General features: G+C 61.0%; 24 protein-coding genes. 5 read left to right on the forward strand and 19 right to left on the reverse strand.

Annotated elements, in window-relative coordinates; genetic code table 11:
- Positions 1-433: 433 nt before the first annotated feature.
- Entirely contained in the window at positions 434-2,098 is a 1,665-nt protein-coding gene (locus UB23_RS23735) for an electron transfer flavoprotein-ubiquinone oxidoreductase (RefSeq protein ID WP_045061697.1), read from the forward strand.
- An 83-nt stretch (positions 2,099-2,181) separates the two neighbouring features.
- Here the strand turns inward: UB23_RS23735 and UB23_RS23740 are convergent, their stop codons facing one another.
- Complete coding sequence (locus UB23_RS23740; protein WP_045061698.1) at positions 2,182-3,072, reverse strand: AraC family transcriptional regulator; 891 nt, start codon at positions 3,070-3,072, stop codon at positions 2,182-2,184.
- Between the two features lie 191 nt (positions 3,073-3,263).
- Between UB23_RS23740 and UB23_RS23745 the strand changes: the two genes are divergently transcribed.
- Entirely contained in the window at positions 3,264-4,316 is a 1,053-nt protein-coding gene (locus UB23_RS23745; protein WP_045061699.1) for an NAD(P)-dependent alcohol dehydrogenase, read from the forward strand.
- Here the strand turns inward: UB23_RS23745 and UB23_RS23750 are convergent, their stop codons facing one another.
- From UB23_RS23750 to UB23_RS23775, 6 genes are all read right to left on the reverse strand, one after another.
- Positions 4,317-5,120 (reverse strand): IclR family transcriptional regulator, encoded by an 804-nt coding sequence (locus tag UB23_RS23750; protein ID WP_045061700.1) that lies wholly within the window; start codon positions 5,118-5,120, stop codon positions 4,317-4,319. It abuts the gene before it with no gap.
- Between the two features lie 59 nt (positions 5,121-5,179).
- The gene (locus UB23_RS23755; protein WP_045061701.1) at positions 5,180-6,490 is read right to left on the reverse strand and encodes an MFS transporter; all 1,311 of its coding nucleotides are present in this window, start codon (positions 6,488-6,490) and stop codon (positions 5,180-5,182) included.
- A 198-nt stretch (positions 6,491-6,688) separates the two neighbouring features.
- Positions 6,689-7,837, reverse strand: a complete 1,149-nt coding sequence (gene dgoD, locus UB23_RS23760) for a galactonate dehydratase (protein ID WP_045061702.1) — start codon at positions 7,835-7,837, stop codon at positions 6,689-6,691.
- Between the two features lie 47 nt (positions 7,838-7,884).
- The gene (locus tag UB23_RS23765; RefSeq protein WP_045061703.1) at positions 7,885-8,505 is read right to left on the reverse strand and encodes a 2-dehydro-3-deoxy-6-phosphogalactonate aldolase; all 621 of its coding nucleotides are present in this window, start codon (positions 8,503-8,505) and stop codon (positions 7,885-7,887) included.
- A 20-nt stretch (positions 8,506-8,525) separates the two neighbouring features.
- Complete coding sequence (locus UB23_RS23770; RefSeq protein WP_045061704.1) at positions 8,526-9,518, reverse strand: 2-dehydro-3-deoxygalactonokinase; 993 nt, start codon at positions 9,516-9,518, stop codon at positions 8,526-8,528.
- Positions 9,519-9,708: 190 nt separating this feature from the next.
- Positions 9,709-10,191, reverse strand: coding sequence for a GNAT family N-acetyltransferase (locus UB23_RS23775; RefSeq protein WP_045061705.1), 483 nt, complete (start codon positions 10,189-10,191; stop codon positions 9,709-9,711).
- Positions 10,192-10,399: 208 nt separating this feature from the next.
- Between UB23_RS23775 and UB23_RS23780 the strand changes: the two genes are divergently transcribed.
- From UB23_RS23780 to UB23_RS23790, 3 genes are all read left to right on the forward strand, one after another.
- Positions 10,400-11,605, forward strand: a complete 1,206-nt coding sequence (locus UB23_RS23780; RefSeq protein WP_045061706.1) for an MFS transporter — start codon at positions 10,400-10,402, stop codon at positions 11,603-11,605.
- An 84-nt stretch (positions 11,606-11,689) separates the two neighbouring features.
- On the forward strand, positions 11,690-12,028 hold the full coding sequence (locus tag UB23_RS23785; RefSeq protein ID WP_045061707.1) for a hypothetical protein: 339 nt from the start codon (positions 11,690-11,692) through the stop codon (positions 12,026-12,028).
- Positions 12,029-12,072: 44 nt separating this feature from the next.
- On the forward strand, positions 12,073-12,327 hold the full coding sequence (locus UB23_RS23790) for a hypothetical protein (RefSeq protein ID WP_045061708.1): 255 nt from the start codon (positions 12,073-12,075) through the stop codon (positions 12,325-12,327).
- Between the two features lie 130 nt (positions 12,328-12,457).
- Here UB23_RS23790 and UB23_RS23795 read toward each other — a convergent pair whose 3' ends face one another.
- From UB23_RS23795 to tmk, 12 genes are all read right to left on the reverse strand, one after another.
- Positions 12,458-13,387: a PfkB family carbohydrate kinase gene (locus UB23_RS23795; RefSeq protein WP_045061709.1), complete on the reverse strand. Its 930-nt coding sequence runs from the start codon at positions 13,385-13,387 to the stop codon at positions 12,458-12,460.
- A complete protein-coding gene (locus UB23_RS23800) occupies positions 13,380-14,846 on the reverse strand; it encodes a purine-cytosine permease family protein (RefSeq protein WP_045061710.1) in 1,467 nt (488 codons plus the stop codon). The genes UB23_RS23795 and UB23_RS23800 overlap by 8 nt, the downstream gene beginning before the upstream one ends.
- An 83-nt stretch (positions 14,847-14,929) precedes the next feature.
- Positions 14,930-15,928 (reverse strand): ADP-ribosylglycohydrolase family protein, encoded by a 999-nt coding sequence (locus UB23_RS23805; RefSeq protein ID WP_045061711.1) that lies wholly within the window; start codon positions 15,926-15,928, stop codon positions 14,930-14,932.
- Entirely contained in the window at positions 15,925-16,638 is a 714-nt protein-coding gene (locus UB23_RS23810) for a GntR family transcriptional regulator (RefSeq protein ID WP_045061712.1), read from the reverse strand. The genes UB23_RS23805 and UB23_RS23810 overlap by 4 nt, the downstream gene beginning before the upstream one ends.
- A gap of 239 nt (positions 16,639-16,877) precedes the next feature.
- Positions 16,878-17,438 carry a DUF1285 domain-containing protein gene (locus tag UB23_RS23815; protein WP_045061713.1) on the reverse strand — a complete coding sequence of 187 codons (561 nt, stop codon included), beginning with the start codon at positions 17,436-17,438 and terminating at the stop codon, positions 16,878-16,880.
- 17 nt (positions 17,439-17,455) lie between these two features.
- Positions 17,456-18,064 carry a DUF4823 domain-containing protein gene (locus UB23_RS23820; RefSeq protein WP_045061714.1) on the reverse strand — a complete coding sequence of 203 codons (609 nt, stop codon included), beginning with the start codon at positions 18,062-18,064 and terminating at the stop codon, positions 17,456-17,458.
- A 155-nt stretch (positions 18,065-18,219) separates the two neighbouring features.
- Complete coding sequence (locus tag UB23_RS23825) at positions 18,220-19,188, reverse strand: GTP 3',8-cyclase MoaA (RefSeq protein ID WP_045061715.1); 969 nt, start codon at positions 19,186-19,188, stop codon at positions 18,220-18,222.
- A 138-nt stretch (positions 19,189-19,326) separates the two neighbouring features.
- The gene (locus tag UB23_RS23830; RefSeq protein WP_008152317.1) at positions 19,327-19,965 is read right to left on the reverse strand and encodes a TetR/AcrR family transcriptional regulator; all 639 of its coding nucleotides are present in this window, start codon (positions 19,963-19,965) and stop codon (positions 19,327-19,329) included.
- Between the two features lie 397 nt (positions 19,966-20,362).
- Positions 20,363-21,154, reverse strand: a complete 792-nt coding sequence (locus UB23_RS23835) for a TatD family hydrolase (protein ID WP_045061716.1) — start codon at positions 21,152-21,154, stop codon at positions 20,363-20,365.
- A 15-nt stretch (positions 21,155-21,169) separates the two neighbouring features.
- A complete protein-coding gene (locus tag UB23_RS23840) occupies positions 21,170-21,526 on the reverse strand; it encodes a PilZ domain-containing protein (protein WP_045061717.1) in 357 nt (118 codons plus the stop codon).
- Positions 21,527-21,558: 32 nt separating this feature from the next.
- Entirely contained in the window at positions 21,559-22,545 is a 987-nt protein-coding gene (locus UB23_RS23845; RefSeq protein ID WP_045061718.1) for a DNA polymerase III subunit delta', read from the reverse strand.
- Positions 22,538-23,170 (reverse strand): dTMP kinase, encoded by a 633-nt coding sequence (tmk, locus tag UB23_RS23850; RefSeq protein ID WP_045061719.1) that lies wholly within the window; start codon positions 23,168-23,170, stop codon positions 22,538-22,540. The genes UB23_RS23845 and tmk overlap by 8 nt, the downstream gene beginning before the upstream one ends.
- Positions 23,171-23,189 lie beyond the last annotated feature (19 nt).

Below are 23,189 nucleotides of genomic sequence, written 5' to 3' on the forward strand. Positions count from 1 at the left end.
GCTCATAATGTTGATGACCGTTGGTCAGGGGTGACTAACGAGTCATTCATTATCGCGGCGTGTAAACTGCGCGCCAAACCCGCGCTGCGCATCACCTTCTACTGCCATCGCCCTGTCTTTAGAGGTGCTCTTGAAACCAACAGCCAGCCTACGGCGAGCGCAAAACCGACCGTATCTTGACCGGAACACCTATTCCGGTCAATACGGCAAAATGGCCGTTCATAAGCCGCGTGACTTTGATTTCTCTGGGCTTGAGCCAATTCAAACAAACGTTTGTATTGGACGCTGAGAGTGGTGTAGATATAATGCGCCACCCAGAGAGAAAGGTGGTCAATCGATTGTCCTGTTCGGCGCATTGCGCAGAAATTCATGGATGCGATACCAAACCTCCAATTAGAAAAAAAACTGTTGAGCCTTGAGTAGGAGATAACCTGTGGAACGCGAATACATGGAATTCGACGTCGTCATCGTCGGTGCCGGCCCCGCTGGTCTTTCCGCCGCCTGCCGGTTGAAGCAGAAAGCCGCTGAAGCCGGTAAGGAAATCAGCGTCTGCGTGGTCGAAAAAGGCTCCGAGGTCGGTGCTCACATTCTCTCTGGCGCGATTTTCGAACCCCGCGCCCTGAACGAATTGTTCCCGGACTGGAAAGAACTGGGTGCGCCGCTTAACACGCCTGTCACGCGCGACGACATTTTTGTCCTGAAGAACGCCGACAACGCGCAGAAAATTCCTGACTTCTTTGTGCCCAAGACCATGCACAACGAAGGCAACTACATCATCTCCCTGGGTAATCTGTGCCGCTGGCTGGCCCAGCAGGCCGAGAACCTGGGCGTGGAGATCTACCCGGGCTTCGCCGCACAGGAAGCGCTGTTCGACGAAAACGGCGTGGTTCGCGGGATCATCACGGGTGACCTGGGCGTTGACCGCGAAGGTCATCCGAAAGAAGGCCTGTACACCCCGGGCATGGAGTTGCGTGGCAAATACACGCTGTTCGCCGAAGGTTGCCGTGGCCACATCGGCAAGCAACTGATCAAGCGCTTCAACCTCGACAGCGAGGCAGACGCCCAGCACTACGGCATCGGCTTGAAAGAAATCTGGGAAATCGACCCGGCCAAGCATCAACCAGGCCTGGTGGTCCATACTGCCGGATGGCCGCTGGACATCATGGGCACTGAAAACACCGGTGGCTCGTTCCTGTATCACCTGGAAAACAACCAGGTGGTTGTCGGCCTGATCGTCGATCTCTCCTACAGCAACACCTATCTCTCGCCGTTCGACGAGTTCCAGCGCCTCAAGCATCACCCTGTACTGAAGCAGTACCTGGAAGGCGGCAAGCGCATCAGCTACGGCGCTCGCGCCATTTGCAAAGGCGGCCTGAATTCGCTGCCGAAGATGGTCTTCAAGGGCGGCGCGCTGATCGGCTGCGACCTCGGCACCCTGAACTTCGCCAAGATCAAGGGCAGCCACACCGCGATGAAGTCCGGCATGCTCGCCGCTGAATCCGTGGCTGAAGCGCTGTTTGCCGAAAAAGACGGCACTGAGGAGCTGACCAGCTACGTCGATGCCTTCAAGCAGAGCTGGCTGCACGAAGAACTGTTCGCCAGCCGCAACTTCGGTCCGGCGATTCACAAGTTCGGCGCCATCGTGGGTGGTGGTTTCAACTGGCTGGACCAGAACATCTTCGGCGGCAAACTGCCGTTCACCTTGCACGACACCAAGCCGGACTATGCGTGCCTCAAGCTCGCGGCTGACTGCAAGAAGATCGATTATCCCAAGCCAGACGGCAAGATCAGCTTCGACAAGCTCAGCTCGGTGTTCATCTCCGGCACCAACCACGAAGAAGAGCAGCCTTGCCACCTGAAGCTGACCGACCCGAGCATCCCGATTAGCAAGAACCTGCCACTGTACGACGAACCAGCCCAGCGCTACTGCCCGGCCGGCGTGTATGAAGTGGTGACCAAGGAAGACGGCGAGAAGCGCTTCCAGATCAACGCCCAGAACTGTGTGCACTGCAAGACCTGCGACATCAAGGACCCTGCGCAGAACATCACCTGGGTGGCGCCGGAAGGTGCCGGTGGCCCGACTTACCCGAACATGTAAGTCCAGCGCCTGAACATCAAGGCTCCCGGAATGGGGGCCTTTTTGTTGCCTGCGGCAGCTCCTACAGGGGGATCTATGGGGGGTCAGGCGGCGCGTTCTTCGCCGGGGTTGCGCTCGAAGTAGCGCTTGTACTCGCGGCTGAACTGCGAAGTGCTCTGGTAACCCACCCGATGCGCCACTTGCGCCACGCCCAACCCTTCGGCCATCAGCAAGGCCTGGGCCTTGAGCAAGCGCAAGCGCTTGAGATACTGCACCGGGGACAACAGCGTGCTGCGCTTGAAATGCTCGTGGAAGGTCGACGCACTCATGTTCGCGCAACTGGCCAGGGTCTCGACGTTCAGCGGTTCGGTGTAGTGCGCATGCAGATGACTGAGCGAGGCGGCAATTCGCGCGAATTGCCCCTGTTGTTCAACCAGCGCCCGCAGCACATCGGCCTGAGGCCCGCGCAATGCCACGTACAACAACTCACGCAACCGCGCCTGGCCCATGACCCGGCATTCCAGCGGATCGTGCAGGCAGCGCAACAGCCGCTCCACGCAACCGCGCATGGCATCGTCGAGCACCGCCGATGTCATGGACTCCGGTGTCTGTGCCGGAATATGCCGCCCCGGCGCCAACCCCATGGCCAGCACCAGCTCACCGAGCAGCACCCGATCAATGGCGATGGAAACCCCCAGCATAGGCCCATTCGGCGCCGAAAATGTTTCGCACTCAAACGGCACCGGCAATGCCTGGATCAGATAATGCCCGGCTCCGTATTCCAGCGTACGCGGCCCCAGGTACGCCAGTTTGCTGCCTTGGGCGATGATCACCAGGCTGGGCTCGTAGATCTGCGGACCGCGCGCGACATCACAACTGGCCCTTAGAACCTGGACGCCCGGCAACGGCGTAGGGGCGAAACCATCGCGAGTGGTCAGGGGCTCAATCAGCGAAACCAGCGTGGCATTGGCATCGAGATGACGGGTTAACAACATGGGGATTCTTCACCAAAAAAGTCGCGAAAAAAGGTATGAAACCATCATCGCAGGTCTGGTTGGCCAATTGATCACACGACCATTGATATCGGAGGAATAGGCATGACACACGGAGGAATCGCCATGGCCGGTGACAGGTTGGGCGGCCAAAATGTGTCGCCTCACTTGTCACTGCTTTTGCGAGGTTCCTCATGTACACCGCTATCGGATATGCCGCCCAGTCGGCCTCCACGCCCCTCGCCCCGATGAAATTCGAACGTCGCAGCCCGCGCCCCGACGACGTGGCCATCGACATTCTCTACTGTGGCGTCTGCCACTCCGACATTCATCAGGCCCGCAACGAATGGGGCATCGCCGTTTACCCGTTGATGCCCGGCCACGAGATTGTCGGCAAGGTTACCGCCATCGGTGCGAACGTCACCCGGCATAAAGTCGGCGATCTGGTTGGCGTTGGCTGCATGGTCGATTCCTGCCGTAGCTGCGAAGCCTGCCAGGCGAATCTGGAGCAGTATTGCCTGGAAGGTCCGACCATGACCTACGCCACCCCTGACCGGGTCGATGGCAGTAACACCATGGGCGGCTATTCCGACAGTATCGTGGTCAGCGAGCACTTTGTAGTGCGCATACCGCAAAAACTCGACCTTGCCAGCGCTGCGCCGATCCTCTGCGCCGGCATCACCACCTATTCGCCGCTCAAACACTACGGGGTGAAGGCCGGCGACAAAGTCGGGATTCTGGGCATGGGCGGCCTGGGCCATATGGGCATCAAGTTCGCCAAGGCCATGGGCGCCGAAGTCACGCTGTTCACCCGCTCGGCGAGCAAGGCCGAAGAAGGTCGTCGCCAGGGTGCCGACCACGTGATCGTGTCCACAGATGCCGAACAGATGAAGGCGGCCGCAGGGCATTTCGACTTCCTGCTGGACACCATTCCGGTGCAGCACGACCTCAATCCCTACCTCGACACCCTGAGATTCGACGGCGTGCACATCCTGGTGGGCCTGATCGAACCGGTGGAACCGCCGGTCCACGCCGGCAAGCTGGTGATGAATCGTCGGGTGCTGGCCGGCTCGCTGATTGGTGGCATCGCCGAAACCCAGGAAGTGCTGGATTTCTGCGCCGAACATGACATCACTTGCGACATCGAAATGCTCGACATCCGCCAGATCAATGAGGCTTACACCCGCATGATTGCCGGTGACGTGAAGTACCGCTTCGTGATCGACATGGCCACCCTGAAGGTGTAATCAGACCTTGGCACCCAGCTCGGCCGACAGCCGGGCTGTGACCCCTTTGATCAGGGGAATCAGCTCGGCCATTTTTTCCAGCGGCATGTACGGCACGGTGCTGGCGATGCTGATGCCGGCAACGATACGCTTGCTGGCATCACGAATCGGCGCCGCGACACAGCGGATCGATGGCTCGTTGTCCTCCAGATCGAAGGCATAACCGCCAGCCACGTATTCCATCATGCGCTGCTGAAACTGCTCCCAGGATTGCTCCGGGTGCTGCGGCCAGAACAGATTTTTCCCACCCACCGGCAAGCTGACTTCGTACAGCCGTTGCCATTCTTCCTGGCTGTCATCGAGCATCAGCGCCTTGCCGATGCCGGTGCGCGCCAACGGCATGCGATGGCCCACCCGCGAACGCATTTCCGGACCATTGCGCCCCGGATTCTTGTGCAGGTAAAGCACCTCGTCGCCTTCGCGAATCGCCAGGTGAATAGTGTCGCCAGTCAATGCCGACAATTCGTCCAGATAAGGCCCGGCCAGGGTCACCAACGGCAGCTCTTCGCGCGCCTGGAAACCCAGCTCGATCAGCTTGGGCCCCAACAGATAGCCGACTTGCGGCACCACGCGCAGATAACGCTCGTCCACCAGGCAGCTGGCCAGGCGATGAGTGGTGCTACGCGTAGTCCCGATCAGCCGGGCAATTTCCTTGAGATCGCGGGCGCCACTGGCCACGGCCTGGACCACACCCAGGCCGCGAAGCAACGTCTGGGTGCCGGTCGGTGCGGCGTCCTTGGCGATTTTTGCGGAGTCTTCCTGCATATCCAGCCTTTACCGTTGAGCGAGTGACGGGCGGCATTATGGTCGCCCGATGGTGGTCACTACAACTTGATACGCTCGACCTTGCCTACCAGCAGCACGTAGGAAAGTGCGCCGATCAGCGCCAGGACCGAGATATAGGTGATCGCTGGGGCGAAGGAATCTCCGGTAGCCAGGAAACCAATGACGATCGGCGTGGTAATCGCCGACAGATTGCCGATGAAATTGAACACGCCACCGGTCAAGCCGAGCAACCGCGCCGGGGCCAGGGTCGAGACCAGGGACCAGGTGATCGACGCCAGCCCGTTACCGAAAAATGCCAGCGCGAGGAAGGCGATGACCAGCGGCGTCGACTCGACGAAGTTGGCGCCAATGATCGAGGTGGAAATCAGCAGGCCGCCAATGATCGGCAACTTGCGCGCAAACCCGACGGTGTAGCCGCGCCGGATCAGCAAGTCCGAGAAGAACCCTGAACACAACACGCCGACGAACGCGGCAAGAAACGGCAGCGACGCCAGCAGGCCGGACTTGATGAAGTCCATGCCGCGATATTTCACCAGGTAGGTCGGGAACCACGTCAGGAAAAACCACAGGGTAGAGTTGAGGCAGAACTGACCGAGGTAGATGCCCCACAATTTGCGTTTGGTCAGAACGATGCCCAGGTCAGTCCAGCTGAATTTCGCCTTGACCTTGGCCTGCTCGGCCTGGATATCCACCAGCCCGCCACCTTCGCGGATCAGCTCGATCTCGGCGGCGTTGGCACCCTTGAAGTCCCGTGGTTCGCGATACACCGCGTACCAGATCACCGCCCACAGAATGCCGACTGCACCCGTGCTGACGAACACCATGTGCCAGCCATACTGGTGTTGCAACCACGCCAGTACCGGTGTCAGGAAGGCCAGGCCAACGAACTGTCCGGAGGTGTAGAAGCCGATGGCCGTGGCACGCTCGCGCTCAGGAAACCAGGTGGTGACCACGCGGCTGTTAATCGGATAGGCCGGCGCCTCAAGCGCACCAACGGCCATGCGCAGAACGAACAGCGCGATGAAGCTGGCGGCGAAGCCGAGCATTACAGTGGCAATCGACCACAACAACAGGGCAACGCTGTAGAGAATGCGCGGCGGCACGCGATCCACCAGCCAGCCGCCGGGGATCTGCATGGCAGCGTAGGTCCAGCCGAAGGCGGAGAAAATCAGTCCCACGTGAATGGGATCGATGCCCAGCTCGCTGGTCAGCGCCGGGGCGGCGATCGACAGGTTGCTGCGGTCCAGGTAGTTGATGACCACGGTAATGAACAGCAGCACCATGATGAAAAAACGCTTACGGCTGGGTGCCACCAACGACGCCTGCCCGGTGAGGGTTTGCGGTTGCATGGGGGATGCCTCTTTTTATGTTTATTGAGGTCGATGTGAAATCGGGGTTTGCCGCAAATCTCCCTGTCCATGGAGATCAAACTGTGAGAGCCAGCCTGCTGGCGATAGCGGTGAGTCAGTCACCAAAAATACCCGGGGTGCCGACCAAATCGCCAGCAGGCCGGCTCCCACAGGAATTTGCGGTGGATCAGAGAGCACTCACCACTCGGCAAAACTGCCATCGGCGTGGCGCCAGATCGGGTTGCGCCAGCGATGGCCGACGGCTGCGCGCTCGATCACGTACTCCTCGTTGATCTCGATCCCCAGGCCCGGGCCGTTGGGGATTTTCACGAAGCCTTTGTCATAGTCGAACACCCGCGGATCCTTGACGTAATCCAGCAGGTCGTTGCTCTCGTTGTAGTGGATGCCCAGGCTCTGCTCCTGGATGAACGCGTTGTAGCAAACCGCATCCAGCTGCAGGCAGGCGGCCAGTGCGATCGGGCCCAGCGGGCAATGCAGCGCCAGGGCGACATCGTAGGCTTCAGCCATGTTGGCGATCTTGCGGGTCTCGGTGATACCGCCGGCATGGGACGCATCCGGCTGGATGATGTCGACATAACCTTCGCTGAGCACGCGTTTGAAATCCCAGCGCGAGAACAGCCGCTCGCCTAGGGCGATCGGGGTGCTGGTCAGCGGCGCCAGCTCTTTGAGCGCTTCGTAGTTTTCGCTGAGCACCGGTTCTTCGATGAACATCAACTTGTACGGATCCAGCTCCTTCATCAACACCTTGGCCATGGGCTTGTGCACCCGGCCATGGAAGTCCACGCCGATGCCGACGTTAGGCCCCACCGCGTCACGCACGGCAGCAACGTTGGCCAATGCCAGGTCGACTTTCTCAAAGGAGTCGAGGAACTGCAATTCTTCGGTGCCGTTCATTTTCACCGCAGTGAAACCACGTCCCACCGCTTCTTTCGCCGCACGGGCTGTGTCCGCCGGGCGGTCACCACCGATCCAGGAATACACTCGAATCTTGTCGCGAACCTGACCACCCAGCAGATCGCTGACAGACACGCCCAACGCCTTGCCCTTGATGTCCCACAGCGCCTGGTCGATACCCGCCAGTGCGCTCATGTGGATGGCACCGCCACGGTAGAAGCCGCCGCGATAGAGCACAGTCCAGATGTCCTCGATGTTGCGTGGGTCTTTGCCGATCAGGTAGTCGGACAATTCTTCGACGGCTGCGGCGACGGTGTGGGCGCGGCCTTCGACCACGGGTTCGCCCCAACCGGTCACGCCCTCGTCGGTTTCGACCTTGAGGAAGCACCAGCGCGGCGGCACGATGAAGGTGGTGAGTTTGGTGATTTTCATCTGTATCTCTCTCTTATTGGATGCAGCGCTAGCAGCGCCAAGAAGTCTTAGCGAAGGGCTATCCAGGCAGCCACGTAGGCCTTGGCGTTGTTCGCCACCTGCTCTGGCGTCATGCCCGGCTTGAACAGCCCGGAACCCAGGCCGAAACCTTTGACGCCGGCGTCGATAAACACCTGCATGTTGTCGGGCGTGATCCCGCCAACCGGGGCCAGAACAGTCCCTGGCGGCAGCACCGCGAGCCAGGCTTTCACCACGGCGGGGCCCATTTGCTCGGCGGGGAACATCTTGAGTACGTCTGCGCCTTCGGCCAGCGCGGCGAATGCTTCGGTGGGAGTGGCAACACCGGGCGACAGGAACAGGCCGGCCGCTTTGGCCGCACGCAGCACCTTGGGATCGCTGTGGGGCATGACAATCACCTGGCCGCCCGCGGCTTTCACCTGCTCGACCTGCTCCGGCGTGAGTACTGTGCCTGCGCCGATCAGGCAATCGGCCGGCAAGATGCTGCGCAGGATGCGAATGCTGTCGTACGGCTCGGGGGAATTGAGCGGCACTTCGATGACGCGAAATCCGGCGGCATACAGGACTTCGCCAATGGCGGCCGCTTCTTGCGGACGCAGTCCACGCAGGATCGCGATCAGACCGTTTTGCGCCAGGGCTTGCTTGAGCATGTCAGACCTCCAGTGGGGGGTTAACGGCAAAGGGTTGGCGGGATGAGGCCGGCGGCAAGCGCCAGTTGCCACAACCCGCGCTCGGTGGCCTGCTCGGCCAGGGACACCCGGGCAAATCCACAGGCGTCCAGGGCCCTGCAGTAGCGACTGCAGAGTTGGGAATTGCCAATGAGGATGATTGAGGGCAGATGCACGCTGTTGCGTCGATGACGCTGGGCATGTGCCAACGCGCAAACTTCGTGGCCGATCAACAGCCCGGACAGGTAGTCCGGCTGGGCGCTGGCACTCAGTTCGCCGGTCAGGCCGAGGCTGCGGGCACTGAACAGCGTGGACAGCGGGCCGATCTCGCCATCGGACGACAGCGCCACTTGTACACCACGGTCGAACGCATCGCCGTCAAAGGATCCGCCGCGTTGCTGGGTACGGCCGAGAATACTGTGCTCGCTGAGCACCGCGAAAATTTCACCGGTCATGAAGGTATCGAAATGCACGATGCAGCCTTCGGCCACTTCCACCCATTTCGAATGACTGCCGGGCAAGCCGATCAGCAGATCACCGCCACTGTTGCCTGCAAGATGGTGCAGAACGCCGAGCACTTGGGTTTCTTCGCCGCGCATCACATTGGGCAGGCGCGAGCGCTGGATGACACCGGGCACGATGTGCACGTCGACTCCGCGAATGCTGCGCACAGCCTGCAGGGAGTTCCCGAGATCGGCGACGTTGGCCGGGGTCTCCCGGTAGGCCGCTTCGCACCAGCCCTGGGCGCTGCCGACCATGCCACAGGCAATGACCGGCAAGCCTGGCTGTGCATCGAGCCAGTCGCCGCAGGCTTCATTGAAGGCCAGTTCAAAGCCGTCAGCGCACGGCTGGCCGGCGATCACCCGGGGTGTGCGGGGCAGCTGCATGATGCCTGTAGACAGCGACCGCTGTTCCAGCACCTGGCCGCCTTCGACGAGTTTGTAAGCACGTAATGAGGTTGTCCCCCAATCGAGCGCGATCAATTGCGCCAGCATCGCTTCACCTGTTCTGTTTGTTGGGCAGTGAGTGAGCCGGACTATAAACCTGGGAGGGGACAAATCTCAATATATAAATATCAATCCCATATATTGAAACAAAGTAAAAAAAGATCGCAGCCTTCGGCAGCTCTTACAGGGATTGCGAAACTGTAGGAGCTGCCGAAGGCTGCGATCTTTCAAGGGGTCATCAATTTCCCGCGGCGAAATCCCGCAACACCGCCCCATCCATCCGATAGCGCACCCACTCTTCCTGCGGCTGCGCACCCAGGGATTGATAGAACTCGATCGCCGGCTTGTTCCAGTCCAGCACGCTCCACTCGAAGCGCCCGCAATCATTGGCGCAGGCAATCTTCGCCAGGTGCCGCAGCAGGGTCTTGCCCGCCCCGCCGCCGCGCTGTTCGGGGGTGATGTACAGGTCTTCGAGGTACAGGCAATTGCTGCCCAGCCAGGTGGAGTAACTGAAGAAGAACACCGCGAAGCCGATCGGCAGGCCATCGCGCAGGCAGATCAGGCCGTGGGCGGTGGCGCCTTCGCTGAACAGGCTGCGCTCGATGTCGGCAACGCTGGCGATGACTTCGTGCCGGGCCCGTTCGTAGTCGGCCAGCTCAGTGATGAACGCGAGGATTTGCGGCGCATCGCTGGGGGTCGCCGGGCGGATGTCGATCGTCATGGACGGGCCTTCGTCAAAATTGAAAAAAACATACTAAGACGCCACGCGACGCTCGTCACATGGGAAATCGGTTTTTCCGCATCGCTGCCGTTGCGCAATCACTCCGGCCAGCACTAACCCTGAAATCGCGAACCTCGCACCTAACGCCGGCGTCCCCCGTGTTAGATAGACAGGCTGTGCATTTTTTATCAGGACAAGGACCCGCCTCATGCCCACCGCAATACCCGCCGTTTCGAACCGCCTGTTCGGTTTGTTCTGCTTCGCCAGCTACCTGCTGTCGTTGTCCTACGGTTCGACCTTCCTGCTGTCGCTGTTGATCAGTTCGCGAGGGGGCAATGAGCACGATGCCGGCAGCGTGATCTCCGCAGCGATGCTCAGCACCTTTGCGGCAGTGATCGTGTCCGGGCACTTGTCGGATGCGCTCGGTGCCGCCCGCTCGATCGCCCTGTTCGGCATTTTGCTGGCTGCTGCGAGTCTGGGATTTGCCATGGCACCAGGGTTTGGCGACCTGCTGCTGTTGTTCGGTTTGCTGCTGGGCTTGGGCTGGGGCGTTTTCTACACCTTGGGGCCGATCATTGTGGCAAGTCTGGTGACGCCCGCGCAACGAGCCCGCTATTTCGCCTTGCTGTCGGGCAGCATGCTCACAGGGATTGGCAGCGGTCCCCTGCTGGGGCGCCTGGCCAGTGCGCTGGGGTATCCCGTGACGGCGGCGTTTTACCTGGCCGCACTGGCCAGCCTGATCGGCGTGCTGTTGTTCTGGCGGCTCGATGTGCACCTGCGGCAAGTGCCTTCTGCGTCAATTGCAGGCGCGCGCATATCCTGGCGGGCGACGGCTCGGGTGCTGTCATCCAAAGCGGTGTTCCCGATCATCATGGTCGGCCTTGGCGGCAGCATATTTGGCGGTTTGTCGAGCTTTCAAACCAGCTACGCTGCCGCTCGCTCAGTCGACTATTCGCTGTTTTTCCTGGGTTTCATGGGTGCTGCGATCGCCGGGCGAATGGTGATTGCCGGGTGGGTGGTCAAGCGCGACCCGCTTCGCGCGTCCTGCCTGCTGTCCGGGCTGACCCTGGGCTCGATCCTGATGTTCGGCTACGGGGTGAACGACAGCGTCAGTTACCTGATGGCTGCAGTGATGCTGGGCATCGGCTACGGCCTGACATATTCGGTGATCAATGGCCTGGCGGCCAACGAAGCACCCGCTGGCACTCTCTCGCAGGCGCTGCTGTTATTCAGCCTGGCGTACTTCATCGGCGTGTTTGGCTTTCCGTTCGTGGCCGGCAAGATCATCGTCGAATATGGAATGACGACACTTTTGCACACAGTTCTGCTGATCAGTCTGCTGAACTGGCTGATCACCGCAGGCCGACTGCTCTGGCGGCGAATCTTTGCCACCAGGGCGACGCAAAGCGCCTGAACCGTTCGTCGACCTTCAGGCACCAATTCAAATCAGGGGCGGACCAATATTCGGTAAGGACTTTAAATAAATGGAGACGACAAAATGATCCTGTCCAGATTGACTGCCCTGTCCCTCGCCACCTTGCTGTCTGCTAGCGCTTCCGCGGCGACCGTCGCCACCGGCACCGGTCCGACCAATCCTGTCGAAGCGCCCAAAGCCCCCGCCATCCAGAGCGCCCCAGGCATTAACACCAATGGTACGGGTGTCGACAGCAGTTTACCGCCGTCCACCGGTACCGACCCACGGACCCAAGGCAGCGATATGGGCCGTCAGGGTGGGATGAACGCGCCGGACACCCAGACTCCCGATAACGCAGAAACCGGCTCCGGCTCGAAAACCACCACGGGTGGTTCGGGTTCCGAAGGTGGTGCCAGCAAATAGTTCGCCCACGCGAGCGTCCTTTCTATCGCCATGAAGAGGTAAGCATGAACGTCGATGACAACCTTGAGAAAGAAGTCCTGACCCGCCTGTTGCACGCCCACCCAAGTGGTTTGGGCAAGGAGGTCCTGGATAATTATCGTGGGGAAAAAGTCGTGGCCAGCACCCTCGCCACGTTGCAGGATCGCGGCCTGATCCAGCATGGGCATGTGACCTGTAACGAGGCCGGCGAACATTCGCTGAATTTGCCGATCAAGCTCAGTGCTGCCGGGGTCGAAGCGGCGCGCAAGCTGGAAGTGTAAGCCGTTTGGCGCGAGGCTGGTGTTGCTGGCCTCGCGTTGTTGCCAATACCGCCATCGCGGGCAGGCTCACATCGGTCCCGCCACCCACCATGCCCCCTGTGGGAGCGAGCCTGCTCGCGATGACGCCCACTCAGGCACCCGCAGTCCTGCTGATCAAAGCATCGACCTCACTGGAGCCAGGCGAAGTCGCCGGCCCCCAGCGAGTCACCGCCAAAGCCGCCGCTGCATTCGCTCGCAGCGCTGCCTCGAGCATCGGTAAACCTTGAGCCAAACCGGCGATGAATGCTCCGGCATGCGCATCACCGGCGCCATTGCTGTCCACTGCTTCTACCTTGAAACCCGGCACGTGCTGAGGCTCACTACCCTGGCTGACCCAGCAACCTTGCGGCCCATCGCGAACTACCAGCAGTGCTTTTTTCGGCAGGTGATCGGCCAGCATAATCAGTGCCTGGTCAATATCCGTCGCACCGGTAAAGCCAAGCGCCTCGACGCCATTGCTGGTCCACAGGTCTATGCGCGGCAACAGCGCCTGCATCAGTGGCGCATCCGGCGAGTCCACCAGCGGGCCCGGATCGAACACCACCTTGATCTCACCGGCTAGCGCCAGCACCCAATCCACCAGTGCCTGGGCCTTGCCGGCATGCAGCAGGCTATAGCCACTGACGTAGACATAGTCCCCCGCCTCGACTTTCACGCCGGCGAGGTCCTGGGCAGTCAGTTCGCCTTCGGCACCAATATAGGAAATGAACGTCCGCTCGGCCGATGCCTCGGTCACGGCTACGCACAAACCGGTATCTTGCCCGGCGCTGTGGGCGATGCCGATGTGAATGCCCTCGGCCGCCATGGCCTCCCGGGCCAGGTCACCGAAGCGACCCGTGCCGTGCCGCCCCAGGTAGACCACGGGTAAACCATTGCGCTGGGCGGCGGCCATGACATTGAAGCCACCTCCAGCCTCGAAACTGGCCGACTGCGCTAATACGTCGCCACCCGATTGAGGCAGTTTGGCCACGGCCATGACCAGATCGATGATGACCTGGCCGGTGTGCAGCAATCTAGGCATGAGCATTCTCGATCAGTCCCGGGCGACGATCCCTGGCGCCGCCCAGCAGCCCGTAAACCCCGCCCGCCACCAGGAAGGTAACGATCCAGCCGAGGCCGTTATGCCCCAACCAGGAATCGGACAGGAACCCGCGGAACCACAGCGTCTGCTCGGTGGTACCAATGGTGGTGAAGCTGTAACCCAGGACGATCGCCAGCGCCCAGGCGCCGAATGCGCGCCACTCAATGCCGCCGCGATACCAGTAAGCACTGCTCGGGCTGACGTCCAGCAGGTCCTGGGGGCTGTAGTAGTGACGGTGAATCAGGTCCACCACAAAAATCCCCACCCAGGCCGTGATTGGCACTGCCAGCAGCGAAATAAAGGTAATAAAGGGACCGTAGAAGCTGTCGGCAATCAACATGAAGTAGATCGACCCGGCGAAGATCGCGACGATGTCGACCACCACGGCATACACCCGCTTGACCTTGAGGCCGAGGGTCAATGTGGTGAGGCCTGCGGAGTACACCGACAGGTTGTTCGACAGCAGCAGACCACCGAATGCCGTGATCAGATAGGGCACCGCCATCCACGTGGGCAGCATGTCGCGAATCGCGACGATCGGGTCGGTGGCCGAGGCCAGGTCATCGTTGCCCACCGACAGCAGGCCGCCCAGGGTAATCAGCAACACCAGCGGAATACCCGCGCCAAAGGCCGCCGAGGCAACCAGGCGCACGGCCTTGACGCTGCGATGCTGGTAGCGCGACATGTCGGCGCCAGCATTCGCCCAGCCGATTCCGGTCCCCGCCGCCATGGTGCCCACCCCGATGATCATTGCGCTCAGCGGCGCCGGTGGCGCATTAAACACGGCGCTCCAGTCGATGGTGGCGCAGAGAAAACCGCCTACCAGAATGTTCAGCGCGCCAAATACGTAAGTCGCCCATTTTTGGATGACCAACAACGTAGCGTGGCCGAGGCCGGAGACCGACAACGTCAGCAGCACAAAAATCGCGATGAAGATCAGCGTCAGCACCGGCGCGCTCTTGGCTTCCACCGGCGAACCGAACAGGATCGAGCACAGCGACAGCAACACGAACGCGGCGGTGGTGGTGTTGACCGTCTCCCAACCCAGGCGCGACATCAGCGAAACCAGCGTCGGCCCAATGTTGCCGCGCACACCGAAGATGGCCCGGGACAAGGTCAGGCTCGGCGCCCGCCCCCGCCGTCCGGCGATCGAGATGATGCCCACCACCGCGAAGGAGCCGGCAGCCCCGAGGACCGCCACGATGATAGCCTGCCAGATCGCGAGCCCGCGAAACGCCACGAGCGTGGCCCCCAGCGGCAGGCCAAGGATGGAAATGTTGGCGGCGAACCAGACCCAGAACAGTTGCAGCGGATGACCGTTGCACTCCGCTTCCGGCACCGGTTCGATGCCACGGGTCTCCAGTTGCCCGGCGGTCTGCCCGCTATTTGAAGAACGCATGAAATGCTCCTGTTGCCATTTTTGTGGTTGTCGGCAAAACGAATGTATGACGCGCCTCCTACAGTGGTGTGGTGTTCTCGCCTTCAGCGCAAAGCCATAAGGCCCTGCACCAACGGTTCCAGCGCCAGACCGTTAACCATCTTGACCCTGTCGATCATCGCCACAGGCCAGCTCTCCAGTCCAAGGCAGGCACCGAGCATGGCACCCAGGATCGCCGCGATGGTGTCGGTGTCGCCACCCAGGCTCGCGGCCATGCACAGCGCCTCGAACGCGTTCATTTCGCCAATCGCCACCTGTTGCGCCAGGGCAAAGGACACCACTACCGATTCCTGGGAAGCCACCGAGGTGCCGATCACGTCGTATAGCAGGTCGGCGAGCAACGCTTTGTCACTGTCGACACTGATGGTCCGGGCCCAGCTGATGCGCGAAGCGATGCGGCCACCGGCGACCCAATGTCCATGGCTCTCGGCTTGCTGGGCGATATGTTGACCCAGGTTCAGTGCAGCGCCCAGGTCCATGCCGTTGATGCCGGCGGAGACCACCGCCGCCACCGCTGCCGCGCTGGAAATGCCCAAGGTGGTGTTGTGGGTGACCTGGCAGGCCTGCACGACGGACTGAATGAAACGTTCGGGGTCAGCGATGTCCGCCGCGATGCCCACCGGCGTAATGCGCATGGCCGCACCGTTGGTGGTGCCGTAGCGCCCGGCCTCTGCCGGCGAATGCCCGGCAAGGATCATTTCGATCGCCCGTTTGGTCGAGGGCCCCAGCAGATCCTGCGAGCCTTTGGCTCGCATCTCGGCTTCCCATTCGATCAGGCGCTGGGCGAGCTCCGAAGGCTCGATCCGACCCTGGCCCTCGATCAGTAACTGACCGACCAGAATCGCCTGTTCGGTGTCATCGGTGATCGAACCGGCGGGCATATTAGCCGCGATCGGCTGATCGGGGCCGGCGTCTTGCAGGTCGTTGATCTGACCGAAACGCGCCTTGATATCAGCGCGGCTGAGCGATTGCGTCGGCATGCCCAACGCATCGCCCAGGGCCAGTCCGTAGAACGCGCCGAGGGCACGATTGAGCGGGGTCATTGCGGGGTTCCAAATTGCAGGTGCAGGCGAAAGTGCACGGGATCAAGCAGGCTTTCGACCTGTTCCATGAAGCGGTTTTGCCGGTCGTAGGTGGTGCGCAAAGCCTTGAGAAAGACCGTGCCCACCGGTCGTCCGAGCAGTTGTGCGTCCTCGGCATTCAGCGGCTCGGCGCCGATCCATTGATCGCCGCGCTCGCCGATAAAACCATAGGCCGCCAGGGTGATGGTCAGGGAATCGTCGATCAAGCCGACCCGGGGCAGGCTTTCCAGGCCGCTGTTGGCGGGCATCAGAGAGCGTTCAAGAGACACCAGGGTGCCATCGTTGGAGCGCCGGCGGCGGTCCAGTGTGATGAATTTTTCAGTGCCAAAGCGCGACAGCAAATCGGGTCGATCCACTGCCTCCAGGCGCAGCACTTCGGTATTGACCAGCGCCCCGCTGTCGGCCAGGGCCTGGGCCCAACCGCTGCGCTGGTCGAGCACTACCCCGTCAAAGGTGACGATGGAACCGACCCCCGTTTGCGTGGCGATGTAATGGCGCCGTTTCAACTCGGCCAGGGCTTCACGCAACGTGCCTCGGCTGACTTTGAATTCCTGAGCCAACTGATGCTCGCCGGGCAACAGGAAACCGTCCTCCATGAGGCCGCTTTCGATGCGCCGGATAAGCTCGTCGACCACCCGTTTTTTCTTGTCAAATCGTACCTGTCTAATCATGTACAAATTGATACCCGAAACGGGCTGGAGCGGGCAAGGAATATTTCAGTGAAGTGACAAATGGAAGGTGACCGCTTCGCGGTCAATCGCGGGCAAGCCTTGCTCCCACAGTGCTTTGCACTCACAGCGCCCTGCTCCCACAGGTGGTATGCGCCCCCCATGAGGGAAGGGAGTTCAGCAAGTTACCTGCAAATCCTGTGGGAGCAAGGCTTACCCGCGATGGCGTCAGAAATAACCACTCAGGGCTCAAGACCGATGGGAAAGAACTCACCACCACTCCACACGCCAAGCCAGCGCTGCCCGTCGATCTCCCGGGTGACGGCCAGTTCCACCAACTGGTAGAACACATTGCGATGGATCAGCGCCTCAAGGTTGGTCCGCACGTGCACGTAAGGCGCCGGCTCCTGGGTGACCGGGTCGATCACCACGCGTATGGGGTGCTCTCCCCCCGCCTCGGCAGTCTCCTCAACGTTGGTGGTAAACCGCAGCAACTGGGCCTCACCCTCGCCTTCCACTTCCACGGCAATGGCCACGAACGGGGCGTCATCGACCTTGATGCCGACCTTCTCGACCGGGGTGATCAGGAAGTAATCATCCCCGTCGCGGCGGATGATGGTGGAGAACAGCTTGACCATCGGCTTGCGTCCGATCGGCGTGCCCAGGTAATACCAGGTGCCGTCCCGGGCAATACGCATATCAATGTCGCCACAGAACTCGGGATTCCACAGGTGGACCGGCGGCAGGCCTTTGGTCTTGGGGATTTGCCCCAGCAGGTCGTTGGCTTTTTGCGGTCCGCTCATGGTGTTCTCCTGGAAAATTATTGATCACTGATGCCCAGCAGGCTGCGCGCGTATTGCTCAAGCGGCGGGCCCATCAGGTCTTCGGGCCGAGAGTCGTGGAACGTCAGCAAACCGCCGCGACTCTTGATGCGTGCAGTATCGATCAAATACTGGGTGCTGGTCTCGATCAACATGATCTGAATCACACCGGTATCGACACCCAGCCGGTCCACGGCTTCCTGGTCCAGCCACTCATCGGAGTTGCCGATACGGTCGTCCGCCTTGGCAAAGCGCGTGTACAGCAGGTAATGAGCGCCCACGGCGCGGGCTTCACCCATAGCCTCGTCGAGCCCCTCAGGCGCGCGAGCGCGGCGCACCATGGGGAAATACTCGATGAATCCATCGAAGGCCACTTCGGCGATGACGTTGGGGCGCGGGTGGGCAGTGCCGCCACGCGGCGCGAATGCGCCTTGGGCGATGTAGATGAAGGAGTCCGGCTGGATTCGCAGGTTACTGACCCGACGACTGTCGCTGTGGTCGAGCAGGCCGGCATCGCTCATGTGATAACGGGTGCCTTCGGCCATGTCACTGACGTTCATGCAGCCACCAAGCGCCAAAATGGCCAGCAGCAAAACCGGGTTACGCATCCTGTCCTCCAGAGGCCGGTGACGGAAAACCGGCGAATGGGCATTGGATGCAGCTTCCGCGCCAGCTCAAGCTCAAGCTACTGCCACAGGGAAATGCATTGCACCTGTAAATGCAGGTCGACTGTGGGAGCGGGCGTGCTCGCGAAGGCAGATTTTCAGCCGCCGATGATCTTCATGATGGTCGCGCCGCCGGAGAACGCCACTTCCTGCTTGTCTCCCAGCGCTTTGACCAGAAGCCGTTGCAAGGCTGGCAACGCCTGGTGGCGCGGTTTATCCAGCAGATCGCCGACATAGTGGCGGTTGCTCGACGACAGGCAGCCATGCAGCCAGCCGGTGGACGACAGCCGCAGCCGCGAGCAGGTGCGGCAGAACGGCACGCTTTCGTTGGCAATTACCCCGAAGTGGCCCATTCCCGGAATTTCGTAACGCACCGCCGTGGCATCGACGGGCGCATCGGCCTGCAGGTACTCGTAGCGCTCGCCGATCAGGTCGAGCAATTGCTGGAGGCTGACGAATTGCTGCAGGAAGGCATTGGAGTCACTGGCCAGATGCCCCATGCGCATCAATTCGATGAAGCGCAGCTCATAGCCGCGCTCCAGGCAATAATCGAGCAGCGGCATCACCTGATCGAGGTTCTGCCCGCGCAACGGCACCATGTTCACCTTGATCTTCATGCCTGCCGCGCTGGCCTGGTCCATGCCATTGAGCACGGTCGCCAGGTCGCCGCCACGCGCGATACTACGGAAAGCGCCGGCATCCAGGGTATCGAGGGACACGTTGATGCGCCGGATGCCGGCATCGACCAGCAGTGGCAGCTTCTTCGCCAGCAACTGGCCGTTGGTGGTCAGGCTGATATCTTCGAGCCCCATCTTGCCGACGGCGGTCATGAAGGCTTCGAGTTTCGGGCTGACCAGCGGCTCGCCACCGGTGATGCGCAAACGCTCGATGCCCGCCGCTTCGATGAGATAGGCCACGCCCCGGGCCATGGCATCGGCCGACAGTTCATCCTGCGCAGCCACCAGCCGCTTGCCATCAGGCACGCAGTAGGTACAGGCGTAATTGCAGGCTGAAGTCAGGCTGATCCGCAAATTGCGAAAACGCCTGCCTTGACGGTCAACGATCATGGAGCACTCCGGCGAAAGGAAATGGAACTGCTAAAACTTGACTCACAAATCAAGTTTTAGCAAGTCCCATGCCTGAGTATATTCCTGCGGCATGCGCCATGGTGTGAATATCATGGCGCAATAAGGCAGCTGAATGGCTCAGCTGCTTGGGGTGTCGGTGTCGCGCTTGCGCTTGTTGCCCATGCGCACGCCGATGTCCATCAGGAACTGGAAGAAGCCTTCCTGGTCTTCCAGCACATTGCTCCAGAACGGCGAGTGATACAGCGCCACGGCACCGTGCACCAACGCCCAGGATGCGCAGTAGTGGAAGTAAGGCGGGACATCTTCGAGCTTGCCTTCGCTGATACGACCCTTAATCAGCAGGGTCAACCGCTCGAAGTTCGAGGCGCGGATCTTGTGCAGTTCCTCGACCATCTCCGGCACCTGGTTGCCCTTGACCACTTTCTCTTCCAGGCGGTCGAACAACCGGTAGCGTTGCGGATCGCGCATGCGGAATTCGAAGTAGGCGCGCGACAGCGCTTCCTTGTCCTTGTCGACGTCGGCGGAATGCAACAGCTCGTTCAGGTCACGCTCGTAGTCGAGCATCAGGCGCAAGTAGATCTCGGCCTTGGACTTGAAGTGCTTGTAGATCGTGCCTTTGCCGATACCGACGGCATCAGCAATCATCTCGACGGTGACACTGTCTTCACCTTGGTCGAGGAACAGCTTTAGCGCGGTATCGAGAATTTCCTGCTCGCGGCGACGAAACTCACGGACCTTACGAGGTTCTTTATGCATAAGAAAAGGTCTGTAGGGGTCAAAATTCGAAGCCGCGTATTATGCCTAACTTGCGCCAAAATGCACGGATCATCCGACCATATCTGTGTTTCATGAGGTTTTCATGCACGCTGGCCGGTTGATGAGAACTCTTCCGAAGCGCGCGTATTCCAAAATTGTTTAAAAACCTGACCGGCTAAACTGGACTCGGCGCAATACTGATCAATACTTCAACTGTCGACGAGACATCTCCCCCAAGTGTCTCGACGATAAAGGTACCAACGGACCGCGTATCTTTGTTTTACTCCTAATGGTCTTAACCCGGATTCACCCCCCAGAACCCGGGTTTTTTTTGCCTGCGATTCAGGGGCCAAAGCCCCGTAGGAGCTGCCGAGGGCTGCTATCTTGCGTACCTGCGTTACGCCGACGCCCTGACGTGGGCCAATGGAAACAGCCGTTTGAAGTTCTCAGTGGTCTGCGCGGCAAAGTGCTCGTAAGACTCCCCGCGCAAAATTGCCAGAAATTCCGCTACCTCGCGCACGTACTGCGGCAGGTTTGGCTTGCCGCGATGAGGAATGGGGGCCAGGTACGGCGAGTCGGTTTCCACCAGCAATCGATCGGCCGGGACCTTGCTGGCAACGTCGCGCAGGGCGTCGGCATTGCGGAAAGTGACAATCCCGGACAATGAAATGTAATAACCCATGTCCAGCGCCGCTTTCGCCATGTCCCAGTCTTCGGTGAAGCAATGCAGCACCCCAGCCTGAGGCAGCGCGGCTTCGCGCAGCAGGTCCAGCGTATCGGCGCGGGCTCCGCGGGTGTGAATAATCACCGGTTTGCCGGTCTGCTGCGCCGCCTGCAGATGCAGACGAAAGGACGCCTGCTGCAACTCGGCCGCTTCCGGCTCGTAGTGATAGTCCAGGCCCGTCTCACCAATGGCTACCACGCGCGGATGGTTGAGCTCCTGCAGCAGCCAGTCCAGTGCTGGCGCCGCACCGGGCTGTACGTCCAGGGGATGCACGCCCACCGAGCAGTCAACGTCGTCGTAACGCTCGGCCAGGGCCTTGACGTCGGCGGCATTGTCGACGCTGACGCCAATGCACAGGAAGTGACCGACGCCCCGTTGGCGGGCCGCGTCCAGCGCGGCATCCAGTGAGCCGTTGTGCGCGGCGAGGTCGAGTCGATCAAGGTGACAATGGGAATCTACGAGCATAAAGAGGGCTGCAACTTACATCGTATGAGTGGGACGGTCGGACTTCAGGGCTCCGGCCAAATGGGTTTCGATTCGACTGCGGGCGGTGTTGTCGCCGTCATTGAACTGCACGCCGACCCCGGCGGCGCGGTTGCCCTGGGCGCCTTTGGGCGTGATCCAGGTGACCTTGCCGGCGACCGGAATCTTTTCGGCTTCATCCATCAGGTTGAGCAGCATGAAGACTTCATCCCCCAACCGGTAACTCTTGTTGGTCGGAATAAACAGGCCACCATTCTTGATGAAGGGCATGTACGCCGCGTAAAGCACCGACTTGTCCTTGATGGTCAGGGACAGGATGCCGTTGCGCGGCCCGGAGTTGACGGGTTCATTCATGCTGACCTCCTCGGCCGATGTTCAGAGTCTAGTCACTTCTGGCCGGGCAGAGACGCCCACTGCACCAACAAGGCCTCGAGCAGTAATACCCGATTGAGGTTGGCTTTGCTCATGACTTTCTGGCGCTGGGCGAGAATCCAGTCCTGGATATCGAGGACCTTGTCCTGAGCCGACTTCTGCGCCAGGTATTGAATCACTTTGCGCATGTCCGCCAGCCCCAGCCCTTCTTCATCCTGGGTCAACTGATAACGCAGGATAAGGCTCGACCAGTCGCAGAACCAGTCAAACAGCAGCAACAGCGGAATCGCGTTCCAGCCTTCTGCCAGTTGTGTCGGCGACTGCTGCTGCTTGAGCAGCTTCTTGACCCCTTCGACCACCAGCGCCCTTTGCTCACGCACGCCCTGGGCCTGCAGCTTGACCGCCGCCAGCGGCGAGCCGGCGGCCAGGGTCAACAGTTCCACGCGCTCCTCTTCGGAGCAATCGGGCAAGGTCTGCGCCAGCCAGGCCAGGCTCATGGCCTCGCCAGGCAATGGGCAGGCCTGCTGCACGCAACGGCTCTTGATGGTCGGCAACAGACGGCTGGTCTGGTGGCTGACCAGCAGCAATACGGTATCGCCGGAAGGTTCTTCAAGGCTTTTGAGCAAAGCGTTGGCGGCGTTGATGTTCATGGCTTCGACAGGCTCGATCAGCACGACTTTGCGCCCGCCCATCTGCGCGGTCTGCACCACGAAACTCACCAGTTCGCGAACCTGATCGACCTTGATCGCCTTGTCCGCCTCTTCCGGTTCGAGGACGTAGTTGTCCGGGTGGCTGCCGGCCTTGAGTAACAGGCAGGATTTACACTCGCCGCAGGCATCCTGGGCAGTCGGGCGCTGGCACAACAGGCTGGCCATCAAGCGCTCGGCCAATGCACGCTTGCCAATTCCGGCCGGGCCGTGCAACAGGTAGGCGTGGGCATGCTGCTTGCGACCGGCCAGTTGCTGCCACAGCGAGTCCTGCCAGGGATAGGCTTCAGCCACGGGCCAGCTCCAGCAGACGCGGGAGCAAGGCGTCCAGGGACTGCTGGACCTGCACCAGCGGTTGTGCGGCATCGACCAGCACGTAACGCGCAGGATCGGCTTCAGCGCGCTTGAGGAAGGCGCTGCGCACCGCGTCGAAGAAGGCCCTGCCTTCCAGTTCGAAGCGGTCGAGGCGACCACGGGCACTGGCACGCGCCAGACCGACTTCCACCGGCAGGTCGAAAATCAGCGTCAGGTGCGGGCGCAGGTCTCCCTGGACGAAGGTTTCCAGGGTGGCAATACGTTCCAGCGACAGGCCACGGCCGCCACCTTGGTAGGCATAGGTGGAATCGGTGAACCGGTCGCACAGCACCACAGCCCCCCGGGCCAATGCCGGGCGGATGACTTCGGCCAGGTGCTGGGCGCGAGCGGCGAATACCAGCAGCAGCTCGGTGTCCGGGTTCATGGCTTCTTCGACCGGCGCCAGCAGCACCTCACGAATTCGCTCGGCCAGCGCGGTGCCGCCCGGCTCGCGGGTCAACACCACCTCGATACCGGCGGCGCGCAGGCGCTCGGCGAGGTATTCGCGATTGGTGCTCTTGCCGGCGCCCTCGGGGCCTTCCAGGGTAATAAACAAGCCAGTCACAGGCAGTCCTTAGTCAGGG

It is taken from the genome of Pseudomonas sp. ES3-33, assembly GCF_000952175.1.
Taxonomy (GTDB): domain Bacteria; phylum Pseudomonadota; class Gammaproteobacteria; order Pseudomonadales; family Pseudomonadaceae; genus Aquipseudomonas; species Aquipseudomonas gregormendelii.